Raw genomic sequence first — 18624 nt, 5'->3', positions numbered from 1 at the left:
GGACGAGCCGGCAGGCAGCGGGGGCCCGGACGAGCCCACGGGCAGCGGACGCCGGGCCGGCGGGAGCAGGCGTAGGGACGGGCCGCCGCCGGGGCAGCACGGCCTGCGGGTGCTTCGATAACATCGACCCTCGTCCGGTCACGGCGGGCTCACGAACGGCGACGGGAAGTGACATGGCGGACGGGATCTCGTCGGCGGCGGCCGCCTTGGGCCGGGTGCGCGGGCGTTCCGGCCAGGTGGTGGGGACCGCCTTCCTCGTCGCTGCCGATCTGGTGCTGACCTGCGCGCACGTGGTCACCGCGGCGTTGGGCAGCGGTCGCTACGACACCGATCCGCCGGACGGTTTCGTCATCGTGGAGTTTCCCCTGCTCGGTGCGGGTCCGCCGGCCGGGGAACACCGGGCGACGGTGGTCGGCTGGCAACCGGCCCGGATCGACGGCAGCGGCGACACGGCCCTGCTCCGGCTGGACCGGTCCGCACCGGTGGACGCCCGCCGGGCCCGCCTGACGCTCACCGAGTCGGCCTGGGGTGACCAGGTCCGGGTCTTCGGCTTCCCCGCCGACCTGCCGGAGGAGTACGGCGTCTGGGTCGAGGCGGAGCTGCGGGCCCGGCAGGGCGCCGGTTGGTTGCAGGTGGAGTCCTCGCCGCAGCAGCGTGGGATCGGCCCCGGCTTCAGCGGCTCCCCGGTGTGGAGCCCGGATGGCGCCGTCGTCGGCATGATCGTCGCGGCTGAGCGGGGCAACACGACCGCGTACCTGATCCCGGTCCGGACGCTGGTCGAGGCGCATCCCGAGATCGCCGCGCCGGACGCGGCCGAGTCGTGCCCGTACCGGGGACTGGAGCCGTTCCTGGAGGAGCACGCGGCGCACTTCCGGGGCCGGGACGCGCTGATCGACCAGCTGGCCGCGCTGGTGGACCGGCAGCCGCTGGTGACCCTGGCCGGGCCGTCGGGAAGCGGCAAGTCCTCGCTGGTCTTCGCGGGGCTGACGCCGCGACTGCGGGACCGCGGCACCCTGCTGACCACCTTCCGTCCGTTGCCCGGGGTGCGCCCCGCGGCGTTGTTGGCCGACGCGGTCGTCGGGGTGCTGGATCCGGCTCTGACCGAGGTGGGTCGGCACGACGAGGCCGCCGCCCTGGCCGAGCGCCTCGACGCCACCCCGGCGACGGCGGTGCCCTGGCTCGCCGGCCGGCTGGTCGAGAAGGCCGGCGACGGCGGGCTGTTGATCTTCGGCGACCAGTTCGAGGAGGTGCCGCCGGCGGCGGCTCCCCAGCTGTGGAATCTGCTGCACCAGCTGGTGTCGGCCGCGCCCAGCCGGCCCGGTGGAGCGCCCGGGCTGCGCGCTGTGCTGACCATGCGGTCCGGCGCGCTGGACGCGCTGATCACCGAGGAGACCGCGCAGGCGGCCCGGGACGGCATGATCTTCGTGCCGCCGATGAGCCGAGCCCAGTTGCGCGACGCCGTCACCGCCGCCGACGTGGACTTCGAACCCGGCCTGGTGAGCCGGATCCTCGACGACACCGGCACCGAGCCCGGGTCGCTGCCCCTGGTGGAGTTCACCCTCGCGCGACTGTGGCAGCGCCGTCGTGCCGGGCTGCTCACCCACCAGGCATACGACGAACTGGGCGGCGTGTCCGGTGCGCTGGCCGGTTACGCCGAGGAGGTCTACGAGCACGGTCTCACCGAGGTGGAACAACCGGCGGCACGCCGGCTGCTGACGCAGTTGGCCCGACCCGCGCCGGACGGCGACTTCGCCCGCCGACCGATACGCCTCGTCGACCTGGACGATCCGCTACGGCTCGGGTTGGCCCGGCTGACGGCCAGCCGGCTGGTGGTGGTGAGCCGGGCGCCCGACGGCGCCGAGGTCGCCGACCTGGCGCACCAGGCACTGATCCACCAGTGGCCGAGGCTGCGCGGATGGCTCACCGAGGAACGGGACTTCCGCGGCTGGCAGGAGAGCCTCCGGGCGGACCTGGCGCGGTGGGAGGCGGACGGCCGGGACGGCGGCGGCCTGCTGCGGGGCGCGCCGCTGGCCACGGCCGTGCGGTGGACGCGGGAGCACCCGGAGGACATCAGCGCGGCGGAGCGCGGCTACATCCGGGCGAGCCGGGCGCTCGCCCAACGTCGGGTTCGGATCCTCTGGTCGGTGGTGGCGGTGATCTCCGTGCTCGCGCTGGCGGCGGGCGGTCTGGCGGTGCTGGCGGCCCGGCAGACCGAGCGGGCCGACGCGCGGCTGCGCACCGCCGCGTCCCGGGCCCTGGCCGACGAGTCCAACCGGTTGCGCCGCAGCGACCCGGGCACCTCGTTGCAGCTGGCGCAGGCCGCGTGGCGCCACGACCGGACGGCGGAGGCGTCGGGCGCGCTCTTCTCGTGGTACACGGCCCTGCAGTCGGTCGACCGGATCTACCGGGACATCTGGGACGGCGACATCGAGGAGGTCCTGACCAGCCGGGACGGGGCGGTCGTGGTATTCGTCAGCGGCGGGCTGCCCGCGGTGTGGACCGGCCTGACCGGGGATGATCCACAGCGGTGGCGACTGCCGAGAGGCGGCCGCTCGTATCCGGGCGGAGAGTTCGCGATCAGCCCCTCGGGCCGCTATCTCGGCTACGCCAACGCCTTGGGTGGGGTGGTGCTGTGGGACATCGAGCGGCGCAGCGGGCCGGTGGAACTGGTCGAGACGAGGCCGGTCGAGGACCTGGCCAACGACATCGGCCCCCCGCTTATCGCTTTCTCTCCGGACGGCGGCCGCCTGCTGGTCTGGTCCCGCGCCTGGAACGACAGGCGCTCGGCCCTGGGCGTGTGGGACGTCGCCAGCGGCCGGCGGCTCCGGGCGGTGGATCCGGTGCGGCGCTCGGACAGCCCGGCGTCGGTGTCGTTCGGCCCCACCGGTGACACGGTCCTACTGACCGAGGCGTTCGCCCCGGCGAGGCTGCACGACCTCGCCACCGGTCGGTTGATCCGCTCCGTCGCCGCCGCCGACAACTACTTCGCCGCCGCGCTGAACGGTGCGGCCCTGACCCACTGCCGCAGCAGCCGGCTCCGGGTCGTCGAGCCGGCCGGCGGCGGCGAGCGGTTCAACCTGGCCGTGGACACCTGTTCCGCCCCGCGGCTGGACGTCGGCGCGGAGTACGCGGTGTTCCTCGACCTCAACGAGGGGGAGTCCAACGCCGAGTTGTCGGTCGTCGATCTGCGGACCCGACGCAGCTACCGGTTCGTCGCCCCACCTGTCGACCTCGTCGAGCAGTCGGGGGTCAGCGCGGTCGCGGTGTTCCGCGGCGCCGACGGCCACCCCACCGTGCTGCTGGCCGACCGCGACCAGGCCTATCGGCTGCGCGCGACCGCCCCGCAACGTCTGGTCGACCCGCCCGGCCGGGGCCCGTTCAACGTGCCCTACCGCTCGGCTCTGACCACCACCCCGGATGGACGGCTCGAGCTGTGGACGGACCGTGACTACGCCCGGGTCGCGCTGTGGGACGTGGTCGACCGACGGACGGTGGCCACCGCGACGCTTCCGCCGTTGCCAGCCGGCAGCGGCGTGCCCACCGGCACCTGGTACGACTTCTCCCCCGACGGGACCCGGTTGCTGCTGACCCGGGGTGACGAGTTGATCGTCTACGCCGTGCCGACGCTCACCGTGCAACGCCGGGTGCGGCTGCCCGTGCAGGCCGAGCTCGGCCAACCGTTGCGGGGGGCCGATCTGAACTCGTGGGCCAGCTCGGTGCTCCCCGACGGCGACGGCCGGGCGGTCGTCCTGCACGCCGGCCAGTTGACCCGGTGGGAGCTGGCGACCGGGCGACAGGTCGGCAGCGCGCTGCCGCTGCGGACGGAGCTGGCCGGGCAGCGCCGATCGGCCCTGCGTGCCGTGCTGGCCCCGCCGGTCCGGCCCGGGCACCCCGGCGAGGTGGTCGTGATCGAGCCCAGCGGCCAGGTCGAGATCTGGAGCCTCGATCGGCGCGAGGCCGTGGCCACCCTGGACACCCGCGCCGCGGGCCCGCAGAACAGCGCCCGCTTCGACCAATCCGGCGACCGACTGGCCGTCGCCGCCAACAACGGGCAGGTCACCCTCTGGAACCTCGGCGGAGAACGGCCCACCGGGCGGGCCCTGCCGACCGGCCTGATCACCGGGCTGCTCGGCTTCACGCCCGACGGCAAGCTGGTCACGCTCACCCAGTTCAGATTTCCGACGCTGCAGCTCTGGGACGACGTCAGCGGGAAGCTGCTCGCGGCGCTCACGCTCCGGGACTTCTCACCGCGGATCACATTGCTCGGCGACCGGCTGGAATTCGCCGACGACGGTCGGTCCGGGTCGTTGCCGCTCGAGCCCACGGCGTGGCTGCGGCGGCTGTGCGCCCTCAACGACCGCCCCTACACGGGCGCCGAGAAGGAGGTCCTCGGCCGGCACAGCGGCACGACCGAGGATCCGTGCGGTTGAGTCGTACGCTTCCCCGGTAGTGCCGTGCCGAGCGACGGGAGTGGCGGATGGCGGACGTCGTGGCGGTGCCGGTGGAGGGCGCCGGGACCGTCCTGATCGAGGTTTCCAGCGAGCGGACGGGCATCGAGCGGGTCGGCCGGGCCGGCGACGTCGTCCGCGACGCCAACGAGACCCTGCAACAGGCACTCGCCCGGGTCCGCCCGGCGGCCGACGCGGTTCTCGACAGCGTCCGCGGCATGGCGAAGACCCCGGACAAGGTGACTGTCGAATTCGGCATCAAGCTGACCGCGGAGGCCGGCGTCGTGGTGGCGCGCACCGCCGCCGAGGCCAACTTCGCGGTGACCGTCGAGTGGTCCACCGGCGAGCGCGGCTGACCTCGACGGTACGGACCGGGAACGCGAACGGCGGGCGACGAGGAACGCCTCGTCGCCCGCCGTCCCCGTACGGGTCTAGGCCAGCGACTTCTCGAAGTCCGGGTTGGCCTTCAGCCACTCGTCCACGGCCTTTGCCTCGTCGCCCTTGTGCGTGTTGAACATCAGGTCCTCGAGGTCGGCGAGCTGCTGGTCGCTCAGCTTGAACTTCTTCAGCATCGCGGCGACCTCGGCGAAGTCCGCGCCGAAGCCCTGGCGGCCCAGCGAGTGGATCTCCTCGGCGGTGCCGAGGGTGCCCTTGTCGTCGGTCAGGTCCTTCAGCTCGTACTTGGCGTAGGCCCAGTGCGGGTGCCACAGGGTGACCACGATCGGCTTCTGGTCGGCGATGGCGCCGTCCAGCGCGGCGAGCATCGCCGGCGTCGAGGAGGTCTTCAGCTTCATCGCGCCGGTCAGGCCGTACTCCGGCAGGACCTTCTCCTGGGTGGCCTTGGTCAGGCCGGCGCCCGGCTCGATGCCGATCATCTCGCCGCCGAACGTGTCGGCGTTGGCCTTCAGGTCCGCCAGCGAGTCGACGCCCTCGACGTACTTCGGCACCGCGATGCTGAGGCTGGCGTTGTCGTACCAGACGCCGAGCTTCTCCAGCTTGTCGCCGTACTTCTCCAGGTAGGACGCGTGGGTCTGGGGCAGCCAGCCGTCCAGGAACAGGTCGATGTCGCCGTTGGCCAGGCCGCCGTAGACCAGTCCGGCCTCCAGGTTCTTGAGCTGGACCTGGTAGCCCTTCTGCTCCAGGATCTCCTGCCACAGGTGCGAGGCGGCGATCGCCTCGTCCCAGGCCATGTAGCCGATGGTGATCTTCTTGTCGCCGGAGCCGGAGCCGCCGGCGCCGTCGGACTCGCCGCAGGCGGCCGCGCCGGCCAGGGCCAGGGTGGCGGTCAGGGCGAGCGCGAGCCCGCGCTTCAATGATCCGAACATCGTTTTCCTTCCTTACGGTGGGCGGGTCGGCCCCGGCACGCCGGGCGGTCGCCACGTGGACAACCACCGGGGTACGCCGGATCGGGCCGCCGCCCGTGGCCGGCCGCCCGGTCGATCGGGACGCGGAGCACCGCGCCGCCGGCCGGACGGCCGCGGTTTCGGGGTGGTGAAACGGTCAGGACTGCTGCTGCATGGCGCGCTGCGCCCGGGCGGCCGGGAACCGGCCACCGATCGAGTCGGTGAGCCGGTCGAGCACCACGGCGAGGACCACGACGGCGATACCGCCCTCGAAGCCGCTGCCCACCTCGACCTGGGCCAGCGCGAACATGATCACGTCGCCGAGGCCGCCGGCGCCGACCATGCCGGCGATGACCACCATGGACAGCGCCAGCATGATTACCTGGTTGACCCCGGTCATGATGGTCGGCAGGGCCAGCGGCAGCTTGGTGCGGAGCAGGATCTTCCACGGGGAGGCGCCGAACGCCTCGCCGGCCTGGACGAGTTCCCGGTCCACCTGGCGCAGGCCCAGCTCGGTCAGGCGGACGCCGGGCGGCATGCTGAACACCACGGTGGCCAGTACGCCGGGCACGGTGCCGATGCCGAAGAAGAAGATCGCCGGGATCAGATAGACGAACGCCGGCAGGGTCTGCATCAGGTCCAGCACCGGCCGGGCGAGCTGGGAGGCGCGGCGGTTCTCCGCGACGAACACGCCCAGCGGCACCGCGAGCAGCAGCGACAACGCGCTGGCCACCAGCACCTGGGCCAGCGTGCTCATCGTCTCCGCCCAGTACGGCATGCCGGCGACCAGGCCGAGCCCGACGGCGGCGCCGAGGGCGAACTTCCAGCCGCGCAGCCACAGACCGAGCGCGGCGAAGACCAGCACCACCACCACGGCCGGGGCGCCGGTGAGCAGGTTGTTCAGCGGTTCGACCAGGGTGTCGACCACGGTGGCGATGCCGTCGAACGCCGGGCCCAGCGTGCTGGTGGCCCATTCCACGGCGCGCTCGGTCCACTCGCCCAGCGGCAGCCGGGGCAGTACGCCGTCCAGCGGTGCGGCGGTCGTACTCATGCCGTTTCCTCCTTCTCGCGGGTCGGTGCCACCGGCTCGCCGCGTACCTCCGTGGTCACCCGGGCCAGGTCGGCCATCGGGGCCCCGGCCACGCCGAGGTCCATCGCGGACGGCGCGGCCGGCAGGTCCGGGCCGGCCTCGTCCACCAGGGACGGTGGGGCGTCGTCGTCGGGGCGGTCGGTCTCGCCGGTGAGGCTGCCCAGCGCGCTGAGCAGGGTGATCCGGGGGATCACGCCGGCCAGCCGGTCCCGGTCGTCCAGCACGGCGACCGGGTGGACGCTCTCGGCGCACTCGCCGAAGAGGTCGGCGACCGCGGTGTCGTGCCGCACGGTGCGGACGTGGTCGGTGCGGACGTGGCCGTCGAGGCTCTGCCGGCCGGCGCGCAGCGCCCGGCTCACCTCGTCCTCGGTGACGGTGCCGAGGAAACGCTGCTGGCCGCCGGTCACGTACACCACGGAGGTCTGCGTCTCGCGCAGCGCCCGGGCGGCGACCCGCGGTCCGGCGTTGACGTCCACGACGCTGTGCGGCTTCTCCATCACCGACGAGGCGGTGAGGATGCGGGTGCGGTCCACGTCGGCGACGAACCGTTCGACGTAGTCGTTCGCCGGGTCGGTGAGGATCTCCTCGGCGGTGCCGATCTGGACGATGCGGCCGTCCCGCATGACCGCGATCCGGTCGCCGAGGCGCATCGCCTCGTTGAGGTCGTGGGTGATGAAGACGATCGTCTTGCCCAGCTCGGCCTGAAGCTCCAGCAACTGGTCCTGGATCTCGCGGCGGATCAGCGGGTCCAGCGCGGAGAACGCCTCGTCCATCAGCAGGATGTCGGTGCCGGCGGCCAGCGCGCGGGCCAGCCCCACCCGCTGCCGCATGCCACCGGAGAGGTCCTGCGGGAGCTTGTCCTCCCAGCCGTCCAGGCCGACCATCCGGATCGCCTCCATGGCCCGCTCCCGGCGCTCGGCCCGGGGCAGGCCGGCGATCTCCAGGGCGTAGCCGGCGTTCTCCAGCACGGTCCGGTGCGGCAGCAGCGCGAAGTGCTGGAAGACCATGCTGATCTTCTCGCGGCGCAGCCGGCGCAGGGCGGCCGGCTTCAGCGTGCCGAGGTCGACACCGTCCACCTCGACACTGCCGCTGGTCGGGCGGAGCAGGCCGTTGAGCATCCGGATCAGGGTGGACTTGCCGGAGCCGGACAGGCCCATGACGACGAAGATCTCGCCCGGGCGGACCTCCAGGCTCGCGTCGATCACCGCAGCCGTCGTCGCGGGGAGCCCCGCCAGCGCCTCCGCGCGCGGTGCTCCACCCTTGAGCCGTCGCACCGCTTCGGCCGGGCGGCTGCCGAAGATCTTGTAGAGCGACTTCACTGCGATAGCGGACACGATCGCCTTTCCGGCGAACACCGCCGGCAGGTACACACCATCGGCGTTCGTCGTTGAACTCGTCGGTCGTGGTCGGGGCCACGCCACCCCCTCGGGGCGGCACTCCGGGCCGGCCGGGACCATACCGACGAGTCGAAGGCGAATCCACTTCACAGCCGCCGCTCAGCGGGGGGCTGTGGACCATCCCACAAAAATCGGGCCAGCCGGCCCGCCCCGCTCGCCGCACAACCCGGCACGCCGCCCCTCGGGCCGCGCGCCCGGTCCGGACAGCGCAGGATGCCGCACCTCGGGCCGCGCGCCCGCTCCGGACAGCGCAGGATGCCGCCGGACGGGCCGGCCGTACTTTTGACCGGTTCACCCCGGGCGGTGCGGGTTCCTAGCCTGAGGTGCATGGGAACTTGGTGGCGGGTCGGCCGGGCCGCGCGGGGGGTCGAGGTGGGGCTCGGCGTGCTCGGCGGCGCGGCGGTCGTGGTCACGGCGGGCGCGATCAGGGACAGCTGGGGCGGCGGTTGGTGGATCTTCGGCGCGGCCGTCGGCGTACTCGTCTGCGGGCTCGCCCTGGCCCGCCGGGCGCACCGGCTGGTCGCGGCGGTGGCCGGCCTCGGCGTCGCCGGGGTGGCGGTCGGCGTGGCGGCGGTCGCCGGCCTGCCACACGAGCCCGGGCCGGCCACCACGCTGGGCCTGTCCGTGCTGGTGGCCTCGGCGGTCCGGGCGCTGCCGGCGCGGCCGGCGGTGACGGTGGCGGCGCTCGGCGGGGCCGTGGTGGCCGGCAGCGCGCTCGTCGACGGGTTCGGCCCGGTCCCCGTGCTGGCCGGCGCCGGCTGGCTGGTCGGGCTCGCCGGCGGGCTGGGCTGGCGGCTGGTCGACCAGCACCGCCGGGAGCTGGTGGCGGGCGCGCGCCGGGCCGAGCGGCGGGAACTGGCCCGGGAACTGCACGACGTGGCGGCCCACCACCTCACCGGCATCGTGCTCCAGGCGCAGGCCGCGCCGGTGCTGGCCCGCCGCCATCCGGAGCGGCTGCCCTCGTCACTGGCTGAGATCGAGACGGCCGGCTCGGACGCGCTGGCCGCGATGCGCCGGGTGGTGGGCATCCTCCGCGACCCGGAGGACGCACCGGAGACCGCCGGCCCGGAACGGCTGGCGGAGCTGGTCCGCCGGTTCACCGCCGCCGGCCGGTCGGTGCGGCTGCGGCAGCCCGCCGACACCACGACGTGGCCGCCCGAGGTGAGCGGCACCGTCTACCGGGTGGTCCGCGAGTCGCTGACCAACGTGGCCCGGCACGCCCCGCGGGCCGGATCGGTGTCGGTGCTGGTCACCGAGGAGGCCGGGGCGATCACCGTCGAGGTCGCCGACGACGGCGCGCCGAGCGCCGCGCCGTCGGGCGCCGGTTACGGCCTGATCGGCATGCGCGAGCGGGTCGAGGCGCTCGGCGGCAGCCTGCGCGCCGGCCCGCGGCCGGCCGGCGGCTGGTCGGTGGTGGCCACCCTGCCCCTGCCGGGCCGGGCGGCGCGGTGACCATCCGGGTGCTGATCGCCGACGACCAGGCGATGGTACGAAGTGGGCTGCGCCTGATCCTGGAGGACCAGCCGGACATCGCGGTGGTGGCCGAGGCGGCCGACGGGGTGGCCGCGATCGCCGACGCCCGCCGGCTGCGCCCGGACGTCTGCCTGGTGGACATCCGGATGCCCCGGCTGGACGGGCTGGCGGTGACCCGCGCCCTGGCCGGGCCGGGCGCCGCCGACCCGATGCGGGTGGTCGTGGTGACCACCTTCGACCTCGACGAGTACGTCTACGGCGCGCTGCGCACCGGCGCGGTCGGGTTCATCCTCAAGGACGCCGGCCCGGCCCTGCTGGTGGAGGCGGTCCGGGCGGCGTACGCGGGCGACGCCCTGGTCTCCCCCTCGGTGACCGTACGGCTGCTGCGGCGGCTGACCCCGGCCGGCGCGGCCGCCCGCCGGCCACCGGCCCGGCCGCTGTCGGAGCGGGAGCTGGAGGTGGTGGCGGCGGTGGCCCGGGGCCGCACCAACCAGGAGATCGCGGCGGAACTGTTCATCTCGTTGAGCACGGTGAAGAGCCACCTGTCCGCGATCGGGACGAAGCTGGGAGCGCGCAACCGGGTGGAGATCGCGGCGTGGGGGTGGGAGAACCGGGCCTGAACCGGTCGCCGGGTGCCGCCATCCCGCAACTTTTGCTGACCGGTTTCTATCTTGACCATGTGAAACCGCAGCTCATACGCTCCGGGCACCCTCATCCCCCGGACCCGCCTCTCACCCGGCGAGGAACGAGTCGACACATGCCCCCGATCCGAAACCCGCTGCGCGCCAACCGACGGCGCCTCGCGGGCGCCACAACCCTCCTCCTGATCACCGGCTCCGTGGCCCTGCTCGGCGGCACGCCCGCCGGGGCCGCACCGGAGACCGCCGGTTGCGTGACCGACCCGACCGCCCGACTGTCCACCGTGCCCAGCCCGGAGTCCGGGCTCGGCTTCCCGCTCGGCCTCGGCCAGGAACGCCTGGTCACCAACGACGAGATCCGCACCTACCTGCGCGCCGTCGACGCCGCCTCCGACCGGGTGGTGAGCGGGGTGATGACCACCAGCGTGCTCGGCCAGGAGCTGCCGTACGCGGTGGTCTCCGCCGAGGGCAACGTGCAGCCCGCCACCCTGCGCAAGATCGCCGAGGACATCCGCGACCTGCGCGACCCGCGCCGGATCACCGCGAAGAAGGCCGAGAAGATCGCCGAGGACGGCCCGGCCATCGTCTGGGTGGCCGGCAACGTCCACGGCGGGGAGAAGAGCGGCGCGGACGCCGCCCTGAAGACCCTGTACGAGCTGGCCGCCGGCCTGTCCTGCGAGGTGGCCGAGCGCAACGACAATCTGGTCACCGTCATCGTGCCGACCCAGAACCCGGACGGCCGCGACGCCAACCGTCGGCAGAACGAGTACGGCTTCGACATGAACCGGGACTGGTTCGCCCGCACCCAGCAGGAGACCGACGGCAAGATCGAGCTGATGCGGCAGTACCCGCCGCAGGTGTTCATCGACGCCCACGAGATGGGCGGCCGGCAGTACTTCTTCCCGCCGAACGCCGACCCGATCCACCACGAGATCGCCAACGAGCCGGTGGACTGGATCAACCGGATCGGCGAGGCCAACAAGGCTGGCTTCGGCTACAACGGCGCCTGCGGCGGCGCGGTGACCACCGAGTGCTACTTCAACTACTCCACCTACGACCTGTTCTTCATGGGTTACGGCGACACCGTGCCGGCCGCCGGCTTCGGCGCGGCCGGCATGACGTTCGAGAAGGGCAGTTCCTCGGCGGTGGCCGACCGGGTGCAGCAGCAGTTCCACACCCAGTGGTCCACGCTCGGCTGGGCCGCGGCCAACAAGCGCGAGGTGCTGACCGGCTACTTCAAGATCTGGACGGACGCGCTCGCCCAGGGCAAGACCGGCGTGCTGGAGCCGAACGAGGTGGTGCAGCCCACCAACACGGTCCAGTTCCCGGTGCCCGACGTGCAGGTCCGGTCCTACTTCCTGCTGCCGGACCGGCAGCTCGGCGACGTCCGCCGGCTGGTCGACCGGCTGCGCCGGATGGACGTCGAGGTGTACGAGGTCAGCAAGCCGACCACGCTGCCCACCGCGCGGATCTTCGGCGGGCGCAGCGCCACCGGCACGACCGTGCCGGAGGGCACCTACTGGATCCCGATGGACCAGCCGCAGAAGCACTGGATCCAGGCGATCATGGGCGAGGACCCGTACACCCCGTTCCCCTACTTCTACGACGTGTCGTCCTGGAGCAACCCGCTGCTGATGGGGGTCAACGCGCTCTGGACCGCTGACGACGTCCGCCCGCTGGCCCGGCTGGTGCGCAAGATGGACGGCGGCAAGCCGTACGCGGCGGGCGCGAAGGGCTCGTACCGTTACCCGCTCGACTCGGCCGCCGCCGCCGAGCTGACCTTCCAGCTGCTCAACCGGGGCGTGCCGCTGGTGCGCGACCTGGACAGCGGCGTGGTCGGGCTCGCGGCGAAGAGCCTGACTCCGGAGCTGGACCGGCTGGCCCAGTCCGCCGGCATCACGCTGGAGCCGAACGCGGCGCCGGCCGAGGGCAGCCCGCTCACCCGGCCCGACGTCGGGCTGTTCGGCGGCACGGGCATCTCGCTCACCTCCGGCTCGCACGGCGAGACCCGGTACGTGCTCGGCAAGCGCTGGGGGCTGGACCTGAAGCCGGTGACCACTGCGGACATCAACAACAACACCCCCGCGTTCACCGACCGTACGGTGCTGGTCGTGCCGGACGGCAGCAGCAGCAACGGCGGGCTCACCGCGCAGGGACAGGCGAACCTGCGGGCCTGGATCGCCGCCGGCCACACCTACGTCGGGCTGCGCAACGAGGGCACCCGGCTGGCCCGGGCGGCGGGTCTCACCTCCACCACCGAGGTGACCAAGCCGGCCGACTACCGCATGATCGGCTCGCACCTGCGGGTCGACGTGGACCACGCCAGCCCGGTCGCGCTGGGCCGCCCGGCGGAGGACTTCGAGTTCAACAACGGCGACCCGATCCTGCGGGCGAGCACCACCGGCACCAACGTGCTGAGCTACCCGACCGGCGGCACCTTCTGGGCCAACGGCTACACCACCCGGGCGGACCTGCTCAAGGGCACGACCGCGCTGGTGGACGAGCCGACCGGGGCCGGTCGGGCGGTGCTGTTCGCGTTCAACCCGCTGTTCCGGGCGTACAACGAGAGCGGCCAGCACCTGGTGGCCAACGCGCTGCTCGCCCCGACGGCCGGTGCGCCGGTGGCGCGGGCCGCCACGGCCCGGGCCGCCACCGCGCAGGCCGACCCGGCGCTGATCGACCCGGCGCGGGTCGCCGCCGCGGCCGCCCCGGCACCGGAGAACCTGGGTGGCGAGTGGCGCCCGATCACCGTCGAGGTGGCGGCCGCCGACCTGGCCCGCACCCGCGACCTGGTCGCCGGCTTCACCGACGAGGCGCGCACCTCGGTGCTGGGCGGCTCGGCGTACCTGGTGATCCCCAACCCGGACGGCCTCCAGGCCGACGAGCACCCGTACCTGGGTGACCTGGTCCGGGCGCTGCACGACGCAGGGATCCCGCTGCGGTCCCTGGTCGGCTGATCCCCGTCGGGGGAGCGGCCCGATCCGGGTCGCTCCCCCGACACCGCCGGCGCCTTCCGTCCTCTACTGTGGAGCCACGACGGAGGGGGCGCACGGTGACCGAGAACGGGCAGCAGCACGCGCAGGCGGAGGCACCCGCGGTGGACGCCACCGTGCCGCACTCGGCGCGGGTCTACGACTACTGGCTCGGCGGCAAGGACAACTTCGCCGTCGACCGGGCCATGGGCGCGGCGATGACCGAGGCGATCCCGACGCTGCCGGCGATGGCCAAGGAGAACCGGCGGTTCGTGCACCGGGTGGCCCGACACCTGGTCGTCGAGCAGGGCGTCCGGCAGTTCCTGGACATCGGCGCCGGCATCCCCACCCGCCCCAACCTGCACGAGGTGGCCCAGTCGATCGCCCCGGAGACCCGGGTGGTGTATGTCGACAACGACCCGGTGGTGCTGGCGCACTCCCGGGCGCTGATGGTGAGCACGCCCGAGGGGCGCAGCGCGTACGTGGACGCCGACCTGCGCCGGCCGCGCAGCATCCTCGACCACCCCGGGCTCGCCGAGACGCTGGACCTGACCCGCCCGGTGGCCCTCACCCTGATCGCGATCCTCATGCTGATCGCCGACGAGGAGGACCCGGCCGCCACGCTGCGGGAGCTGACCGAGGCGCTGCCGTCGGGCAGCTACCTGGCGATCACCCACCCCACCCAGGACTTCAACCCGGAGGCGGTGGGCACGGCGGTCGCCGCGGCCCGGCAGGCCGGGATGACGCTGGTGGCGCGGACCCGGGACGAGGTGCAGCGGTTCTTCGCCGGCTGGGAGCTGGTGGAGCCGGGGCTGACGCCGGTGCTGGCCTGGCGCCCGGACGGGGAGCCGCCCGCCGACCCGCAGGCCGCCTATTACTGGGCGGGGCTGGCCCGCAAGCCCTGACGGCGGTCAGTCGCCCAGCCGCTGCCGGGCCAGGAACTTCGGCACCACCATCCGCCACGCCTCGCAGACCAGCTCGGTCATCCGGTCGTGGTCGAGCCGGTCGAGGTGGCAGCAGACCCAGTGGAAGCGCAGGTCCGACGCGCCGGGCAGGAAGAACAGCTCCGGCTCGGTGGCGACCAGCGCGGCTCGTTCCTCCTTCGGGTAGCCGAACCCATGGTGGTCTCGTCGCGGGAGAACGCGACGTAGACGATCGCGCCGACCCGGAACTTGACCCGGTCCCGGATCAGGTGCTCGCTGGTGCGGGGCAGCGTCCGGGTCAGGGCCCGCACGTCGGCGACGGTGACCATGTCCGGACCGTACCGGCGGGGTGCGACGGCGGCCGTCAGCGGTGCGACCGGTTCACCCGGACCGCGCGGGCCAGCACCGCGGGGCTGGCCAGCGTGCTGGGATGCCGGCGCATCTCGACCACCGCGTCGAAGCGCCGGGCGGTCACCGGGTCGCTGATCGAGGCGCGGACGATCTCGTTGCTGGCCCAGCGGGACAGCCGGTAGCCGCGGGGCCGCGGCGCGGACACCGAGGGCCGGGCGAGGTCGGCCGAGGTGGACATCCCCCAGGCGGCGTCCACGATCACCTGTTGCAGGGCGAAGAACCCCCGCGCCGGGCCGCGCGGGTCGGCCCCGGAGCGCAGGTACGCCGACAGGCAGGCGGCGTGCAGGGCCGCCGACGACATGCCCTGGCCGTAGATCGGGTTGAACGAGGCGACCGCGTCGCCGACCGCCACCAGGCCACCCGGCACCCGGGTCAGCCGGTGGAAGTCCCGGCGCCGGCTGTCGGCCTGCCGGTAGGTGCGGACCTCGCCGATCAGCTCGTTGCGCACCACCCGGCCGAACTCCGGCGGGAAGTCCTCCCGGCAGCGCCGGATGAGGTCGTCCGCGTCCCGGCCGGGCCGGCAGTCGCCGTACCCGCCGAGCATCACGATCCACCGGTCGCCCTCGATCGCGGACAGGCCCGCCCCGGCCACGTCGCCGCCGGCCTCGGCGCTGCACCCGGCCAGCACCGCGTTCGGCGTCGGGTTCGCCTCGGTGCGCCGGAACAGCGCCGTGGCGTAGTTCAGGTTGATGGCCAGCCGGCGCAGCGGCGGGCGTTCCCAGCCGGCCTGTTCCAGCCAGTCGCCGAGCCGGCTGGACCGGCCGGTCGCGTCCACCACGAAGTCGGCGGGGGCGACGGCCGGGCCGGTGTCGTCGGCGTACCGGACCCCGGTGACGGCGGTGGCGTCGCACTCCAGGCCGGTGGCCCGGCCCCGCGCGACGGTGACGTTCGGCAGTTCCAGGGTGCGCCGCCGGACCAGATCCTCCAGGAACGGCCGGCTGGCCGCGATCATGTCGACGTCCGAGCCGCGGACCTTGCGCCGCCCGTCGTGATAGCTGCGCCGCGCGTCGGCGGAGGCCAGCGACGCCCCCTCGGCGAGGGCCTGGCGGGAGAAACCGGGGAACAGCCGCTCGATCTGCTCCCGGCCGGCGGGCAGCAGGACGTGCATCTGGGTGCCCTGCGGCACGCCCGGGCGGGGCTCGGCGCCGGGACCGACCTCGTCCCGGTCCAGGATCAGCACGCTCTGCGCGTGGTCGGCGAGCACCCGGGCGGCCAGCAGCCCGGCCACGCTCGCGCCCAGGACGACCGCCCGCCCGAGCACGACGCGGGGTGCGGCGGCGGGCCGGGCCTCGCCGATGCGCGCGAAGAGCCGCGCGGGACGCTGGTTCACGGTGCCTCCAGGGAAGAGGTGGCCGACGCGGGTGGCGCGGCGGTGCCCTCGGGGTCCGGCGTGCTGGCCGGACCACCTCGGCAACGGGCCGCGCCCCGGACCCGCGGGCAGGGGCGGCTGTCAGCACCATTCAACGAACCGCGACGCCGTTCGGTCATCGTGCCGTCGGCCGATGGGACCGGACTCTTCGGCGTCCGGGCACCGGGCGGTCAGCCGCACGTCAACGTCCGGTCAGCCGTTCGCAACTGTCGCTGGTCCGACAGCGCCGGGCGTTGACCCGGCGGCGCACCCGCCCCCGCCGGGCCCGCCACCACTCACCCCGCCGCGAGTCGCTGCGCCGCGGCGCGGGTCACCTCCCGGGCGTACGCCTCGTCCCAGTCCGGCGAGAAGATCACGGTGGCGACCCGGTCGCCGACCCGGACCGCCGCGGTCAACGTCACCAGCGGGTCGCGGGCCAGCACCTCACCCTCGTAGTACGTCTGCTCCTCGCGGACCAGCACCGCCTCGTCCCCGGCGAAGTCGCGGTCCCGCACCACCAGGGTGCGAGTCTCCGGCGAGCCCGGGGCGGTCGGCGGCGTCGTGGCGGTGGTGGTGCACCGGTCCACCACCCGGCGCACGTCGGCGAAGGCACGCGGCCCCCAGCCGTCGGCGTACCGGTGCAGGTGCTCGTAGAGGTAGCTCTTGCCGGTGGTGAACCCGGTGACGTCGAGCTCGGCCTGGTGCGCCAGGGACGGGTAGTCGGCGCTGCGGTACAACGGGCAGAGGTCGGCCCACCGCCAGGTGTCACCGGAGAACGGCTCGGTCGGCGGGCGGGGACGCCAGGCGCCGGGGCCGAGATCCTCGGCGCGCAGCCGCAGGTCGCTCAGCGTCGCCGGGGTGGCGTCGGGCCGGCCGGTCCCGGTCGGGCGGGGGCCGGCGGACGGGGTGCCGTCGCGGGCCGGGCCGCTCGGGCTCGGGCCGACGGAGGCCGGCGGGGTGGACGCCGTGGTGCCGCTGGCGGCCGGGATCGGCGCGGGGTCGACCGGCCGCAGGTGGCCGGCCCAGCCGAAGCCGGCGCCGGTCACCGCGACCACGGCCAGGCCGGCGGCCATCGCCTGGTGCCGGGTACGCTGCCGGCCGCGCCGGCGGACCGCCTCCGGCGGGGCGAACGGGCCCGGTGCCCGCTCGCCGTGCAGCGACTCGAACATCGCGTCCAACCGGTCAGACATGGTGTGCCTCCGCGGGTGTTGCCTCGAGCAGGGTGGCGAGGGCCCGGCGCCCCCGGGACAGCCGGGCCTTGACGGTGCCCTCCGGCACGCCGGTCTCCCGCGCCACCTCGGCCACCGGCAGGCCGACCAGGTGGTGCAGCACCAGCGCGGTGCGCTGCGGCATCGGCAGCTGGGCCAGCGCGCCGGCCAGCGCCACCGAGTCCGGGCTGGGACCGGGCACGTCCGGTGGTGGCCCGTGCCGGCGGTGGGCGGTCCACGCCGAACGGGCGCGCCGCCAGCGGCTCACCGCCACCCGGCGGGCGACGGTACGCACCCACGCCTCCGGATCGGCGTACCCGCTGACGGTCGACCACCGCTGCCACGCCCGCGCGTACGCCTCGTGCACCACGTCCTGCGCCTCGGCGGCGTTTCCGGTGAGGGCGTAGACGCACTGGTACAGCCGTTGCCGGCTGCCCCGATAGAAACTGTCGAAGCTTTCCTCACCTGACATGTGTGCCCACTCCGTTCCGCCCCCGGGCCCGTCGTACCCCTAGTCACGCGGGACCCCGGCCGGCGGTTGCCTGCTCGCCCGGCATTTTCCGGACCGTCGCCGGTCCGGTCCGCGCCGGGGGCAACTATCTGACGCCTCGCGGCGGCTGCGGCCGGCCGGCGGCCGGTCTCAGTCGCGCCGCTGCCAGGTGCAGAGGCAGACCCGGTTGCCCTCCGGGTCGGCGAGCACCCAGAAACTCGGCGCCCCCGCGTCGCTGACCAGGGTGCCGCCGGCGGCGAGCGCCGCGTCGATGCGCGGCCGGACCTGGGCCGGGTCGACCCACACGTCAGGATGCCACCGCTGCCGGGGCTCCTCGTGGCCGGATTCCTGGAACCACACGGTGGGCAGCGCGCCGGCCGGGTCGCGCAGTTCGTCGGCGGGTTCGGCCGGCCGCGCCAGCCCCAGCACCGCGCCCCAGAACGGCAGCACCGCCGGGTACGCCGGCGAGTCCAGGGCCAGTTCCAGCCGGGACACGCTCGCGCACTCCAACTCGACGCCGGCGTCGGCGGCGATCGCGGCGATCCGCCGGGCCATCCGGACGTCGCGCCGGCTGACCCCGCGCACGTCGTGGCTGGTGAGCCGGACGTCCACGTGCACGTACCGCAGGTCCAGGTCCGGGTGGTGGTCCACCTCCTCGGCCACCGCGCCGATCGCGTCGACGACGGCCAGTCCGGTGGCGAAGTCCGAGGTCCGGATGCGGGTGTGCAGGGCACCGAGCAGGTAGGTCCAGCCGGTCAGGTTCTCGGCGGCGATCTGCGCTCCGGTCAGTGTGCTCATCCGATCATGCTGGCTCACCACGGCAGCGGCGGGAAGGACCGGTCACCCGCGGGTGCCTCAGCAGCGGCCGGTGCCGGTGTTGATG

14 protein-coding genes are annotated in these 18624 nt (G+C 74.2%); 6 read left to right on the top strand and 8 right to left on the bottom strand.

Annotated elements, in window-relative coordinates:
* Positions 1-173 precede the first annotated feature (173 nt).
* Together K7640_RS23305 and K7640_RS23300 are read left to right on the top strand one after the other, a co-directional pair.
* Complete coding sequence (locus tag K7640_RS23305; protein WP_222957031.1) at positions 174-4430, top strand: trypsin-like peptidase domain-containing protein; 4257 nt, start codon at positions 174-176, stop codon at positions 4428-4430.
* Between the two features lie 47 nt (positions 4431-4477).
* Positions 4478-4804, top strand: coding sequence for a CU044_2847 family protein (locus K7640_RS23300; RefSeq protein ID WP_222957030.1), 327 nt, complete (start codon positions 4478-4480; stop codon positions 4802-4804).
* A gap of 75 nt (positions 4805-4879) precedes the next feature.
* Here K7640_RS23300 and K7640_RS23295 read toward each other — a convergent pair whose 3' ends face one another.
* The 3 genes from K7640_RS23295 to K7640_RS23285 form a co-directional block, all read right to left on the bottom strand.
* Positions 4880-5773, bottom strand: coding sequence for a glycine betaine ABC transporter substrate-binding protein (locus K7640_RS23295; protein WP_222957029.1), 894 nt, complete (start codon positions 5771-5773; stop codon positions 4880-4882).
* Positions 5774-5948: 175 nt separating this feature from the next.
* Complete coding sequence (locus K7640_RS23290; protein ID WP_222957028.1) at positions 5949-6842, bottom strand: proline/glycine betaine ABC transporter permease; 894 nt, start codon at positions 6840-6842, stop codon at positions 5949-5951.
* The gene (locus K7640_RS23285; RefSeq protein WP_308042642.1) at positions 6839-8215 is read right to left on the bottom strand and encodes a glycine betaine/L-proline ABC transporter ATP-binding protein; all 1377 of its coding nucleotides are present in this window, start codon (positions 8213-8215) and stop codon (positions 6839-6841) included. Before K7640_RS23285 ends, K7640_RS23290 begins: the two co-directional genes overlap by 4 nt.
* A 390-nt stretch (positions 8216-8605) precedes the next feature.
* Between K7640_RS23285 and K7640_RS23280 the strand changes: the two genes are divergently transcribed.
* The 4 genes from K7640_RS23280 (at position 8606) to K7640_RS23265 (ending at position 14266) form a co-directional block, all read left to right on the top strand.
* Positions 8606-9730, top strand: a complete 1125-nt coding sequence (locus K7640_RS23280; protein WP_222957026.1) for a sensor histidine kinase — start codon at positions 8606-8608, stop codon at positions 9728-9730.
* Positions 9727-10371: a response regulator transcription factor gene (locus K7640_RS23275; RefSeq protein ID WP_222957025.1), complete on the top strand. Its 645-nt coding sequence runs from the start codon at positions 9727-9729 to the stop codon at positions 10369-10371. Before K7640_RS23280 ends, K7640_RS23275 begins: the two co-directional genes overlap by 4 nt.
* 137 nt (positions 10372-10508) lie before the next feature.
* The gene (locus K7640_RS23270) at positions 10509-13346 is read left to right on the top strand and encodes a M14 family zinc carboxypeptidase (RefSeq protein ID WP_222957024.1); all 2838 of its coding nucleotides are present in this window, start codon (positions 10509-10511) and stop codon (positions 13344-13346) included.
* A gap of 95 nt (positions 13347-13441) precedes the next feature.
* The gene (locus K7640_RS23265; RefSeq protein ID WP_222957023.1) at positions 13442-14266 is read left to right on the top strand and encodes an SAM-dependent methyltransferase; all 825 of its coding nucleotides are present in this window, start codon (positions 13442-13444) and stop codon (positions 14264-14266) included.
* A 77-nt stretch (positions 14267-14343) separates the two neighbouring features.
* Here the strand turns inward: K7640_RS23265 and K7640_RS23260 are convergent, their stop codons facing one another.
* The 5 genes from K7640_RS23260 to K7640_RS23240 all read right to left on the bottom strand — a co-directional run bounded on the left by K7640_RS23260 (position 14344) and on the right by K7640_RS23240 (position 18539).
* Entirely contained in the window at positions 14344-14613 is a 270-nt protein-coding gene (locus K7640_RS23260; protein WP_255609814.1) for a hypothetical protein, read from the bottom strand.
* A gap of 35 nt (positions 14614-14648) precedes the next feature.
* Complete coding sequence (locus K7640_RS23255; protein ID WP_222957022.1) at positions 14649-16025, bottom strand: FAD-dependent monooxygenase; 1377 nt, start codon at positions 16023-16025, stop codon at positions 14649-14651.
* A gap of 314 nt (positions 16026-16339) precedes the next feature.
* The gene (locus tag K7640_RS23250) at positions 16340-17233 is read right to left on the bottom strand and encodes a hypothetical protein (RefSeq protein WP_222957021.1); all 894 of its coding nucleotides are present in this window, start codon (positions 17231-17233) and stop codon (positions 16340-16342) included.
* The gene (locus tag K7640_RS23245) at positions 17226-17723 is read right to left on the bottom strand and encodes an RNA polymerase sigma factor (protein WP_222957020.1); all 498 of its coding nucleotides are present in this window, start codon (positions 17721-17723) and stop codon (positions 17226-17228) included. Before K7640_RS23245 ends, K7640_RS23250 begins: the two co-directional genes overlap by 8 nt.
* A gap of 168 nt (positions 17724-17891) precedes the next feature.
* Complete coding sequence (locus K7640_RS23240; protein ID WP_222957019.1) at positions 17892-18539, bottom strand: 4a-hydroxytetrahydrobiopterin dehydratase; 648 nt, start codon at positions 18537-18539, stop codon at positions 17892-17894.
* Positions 18540-18624: the final 85 nt, after the last annotated feature.

It is taken from the genome of Micromonospora sp. PLK6-60 (genome assembly GCF_019890675.1).
In the GTDB taxonomy this organism is placed as follows: Bacteria; Actinomycetota; Actinomycetes; order Mycobacteriales; family Micromonosporaceae; genus Micromonospora.
This window is presented reverse-complemented; position numbering and strand designations above follow the sequence as displayed.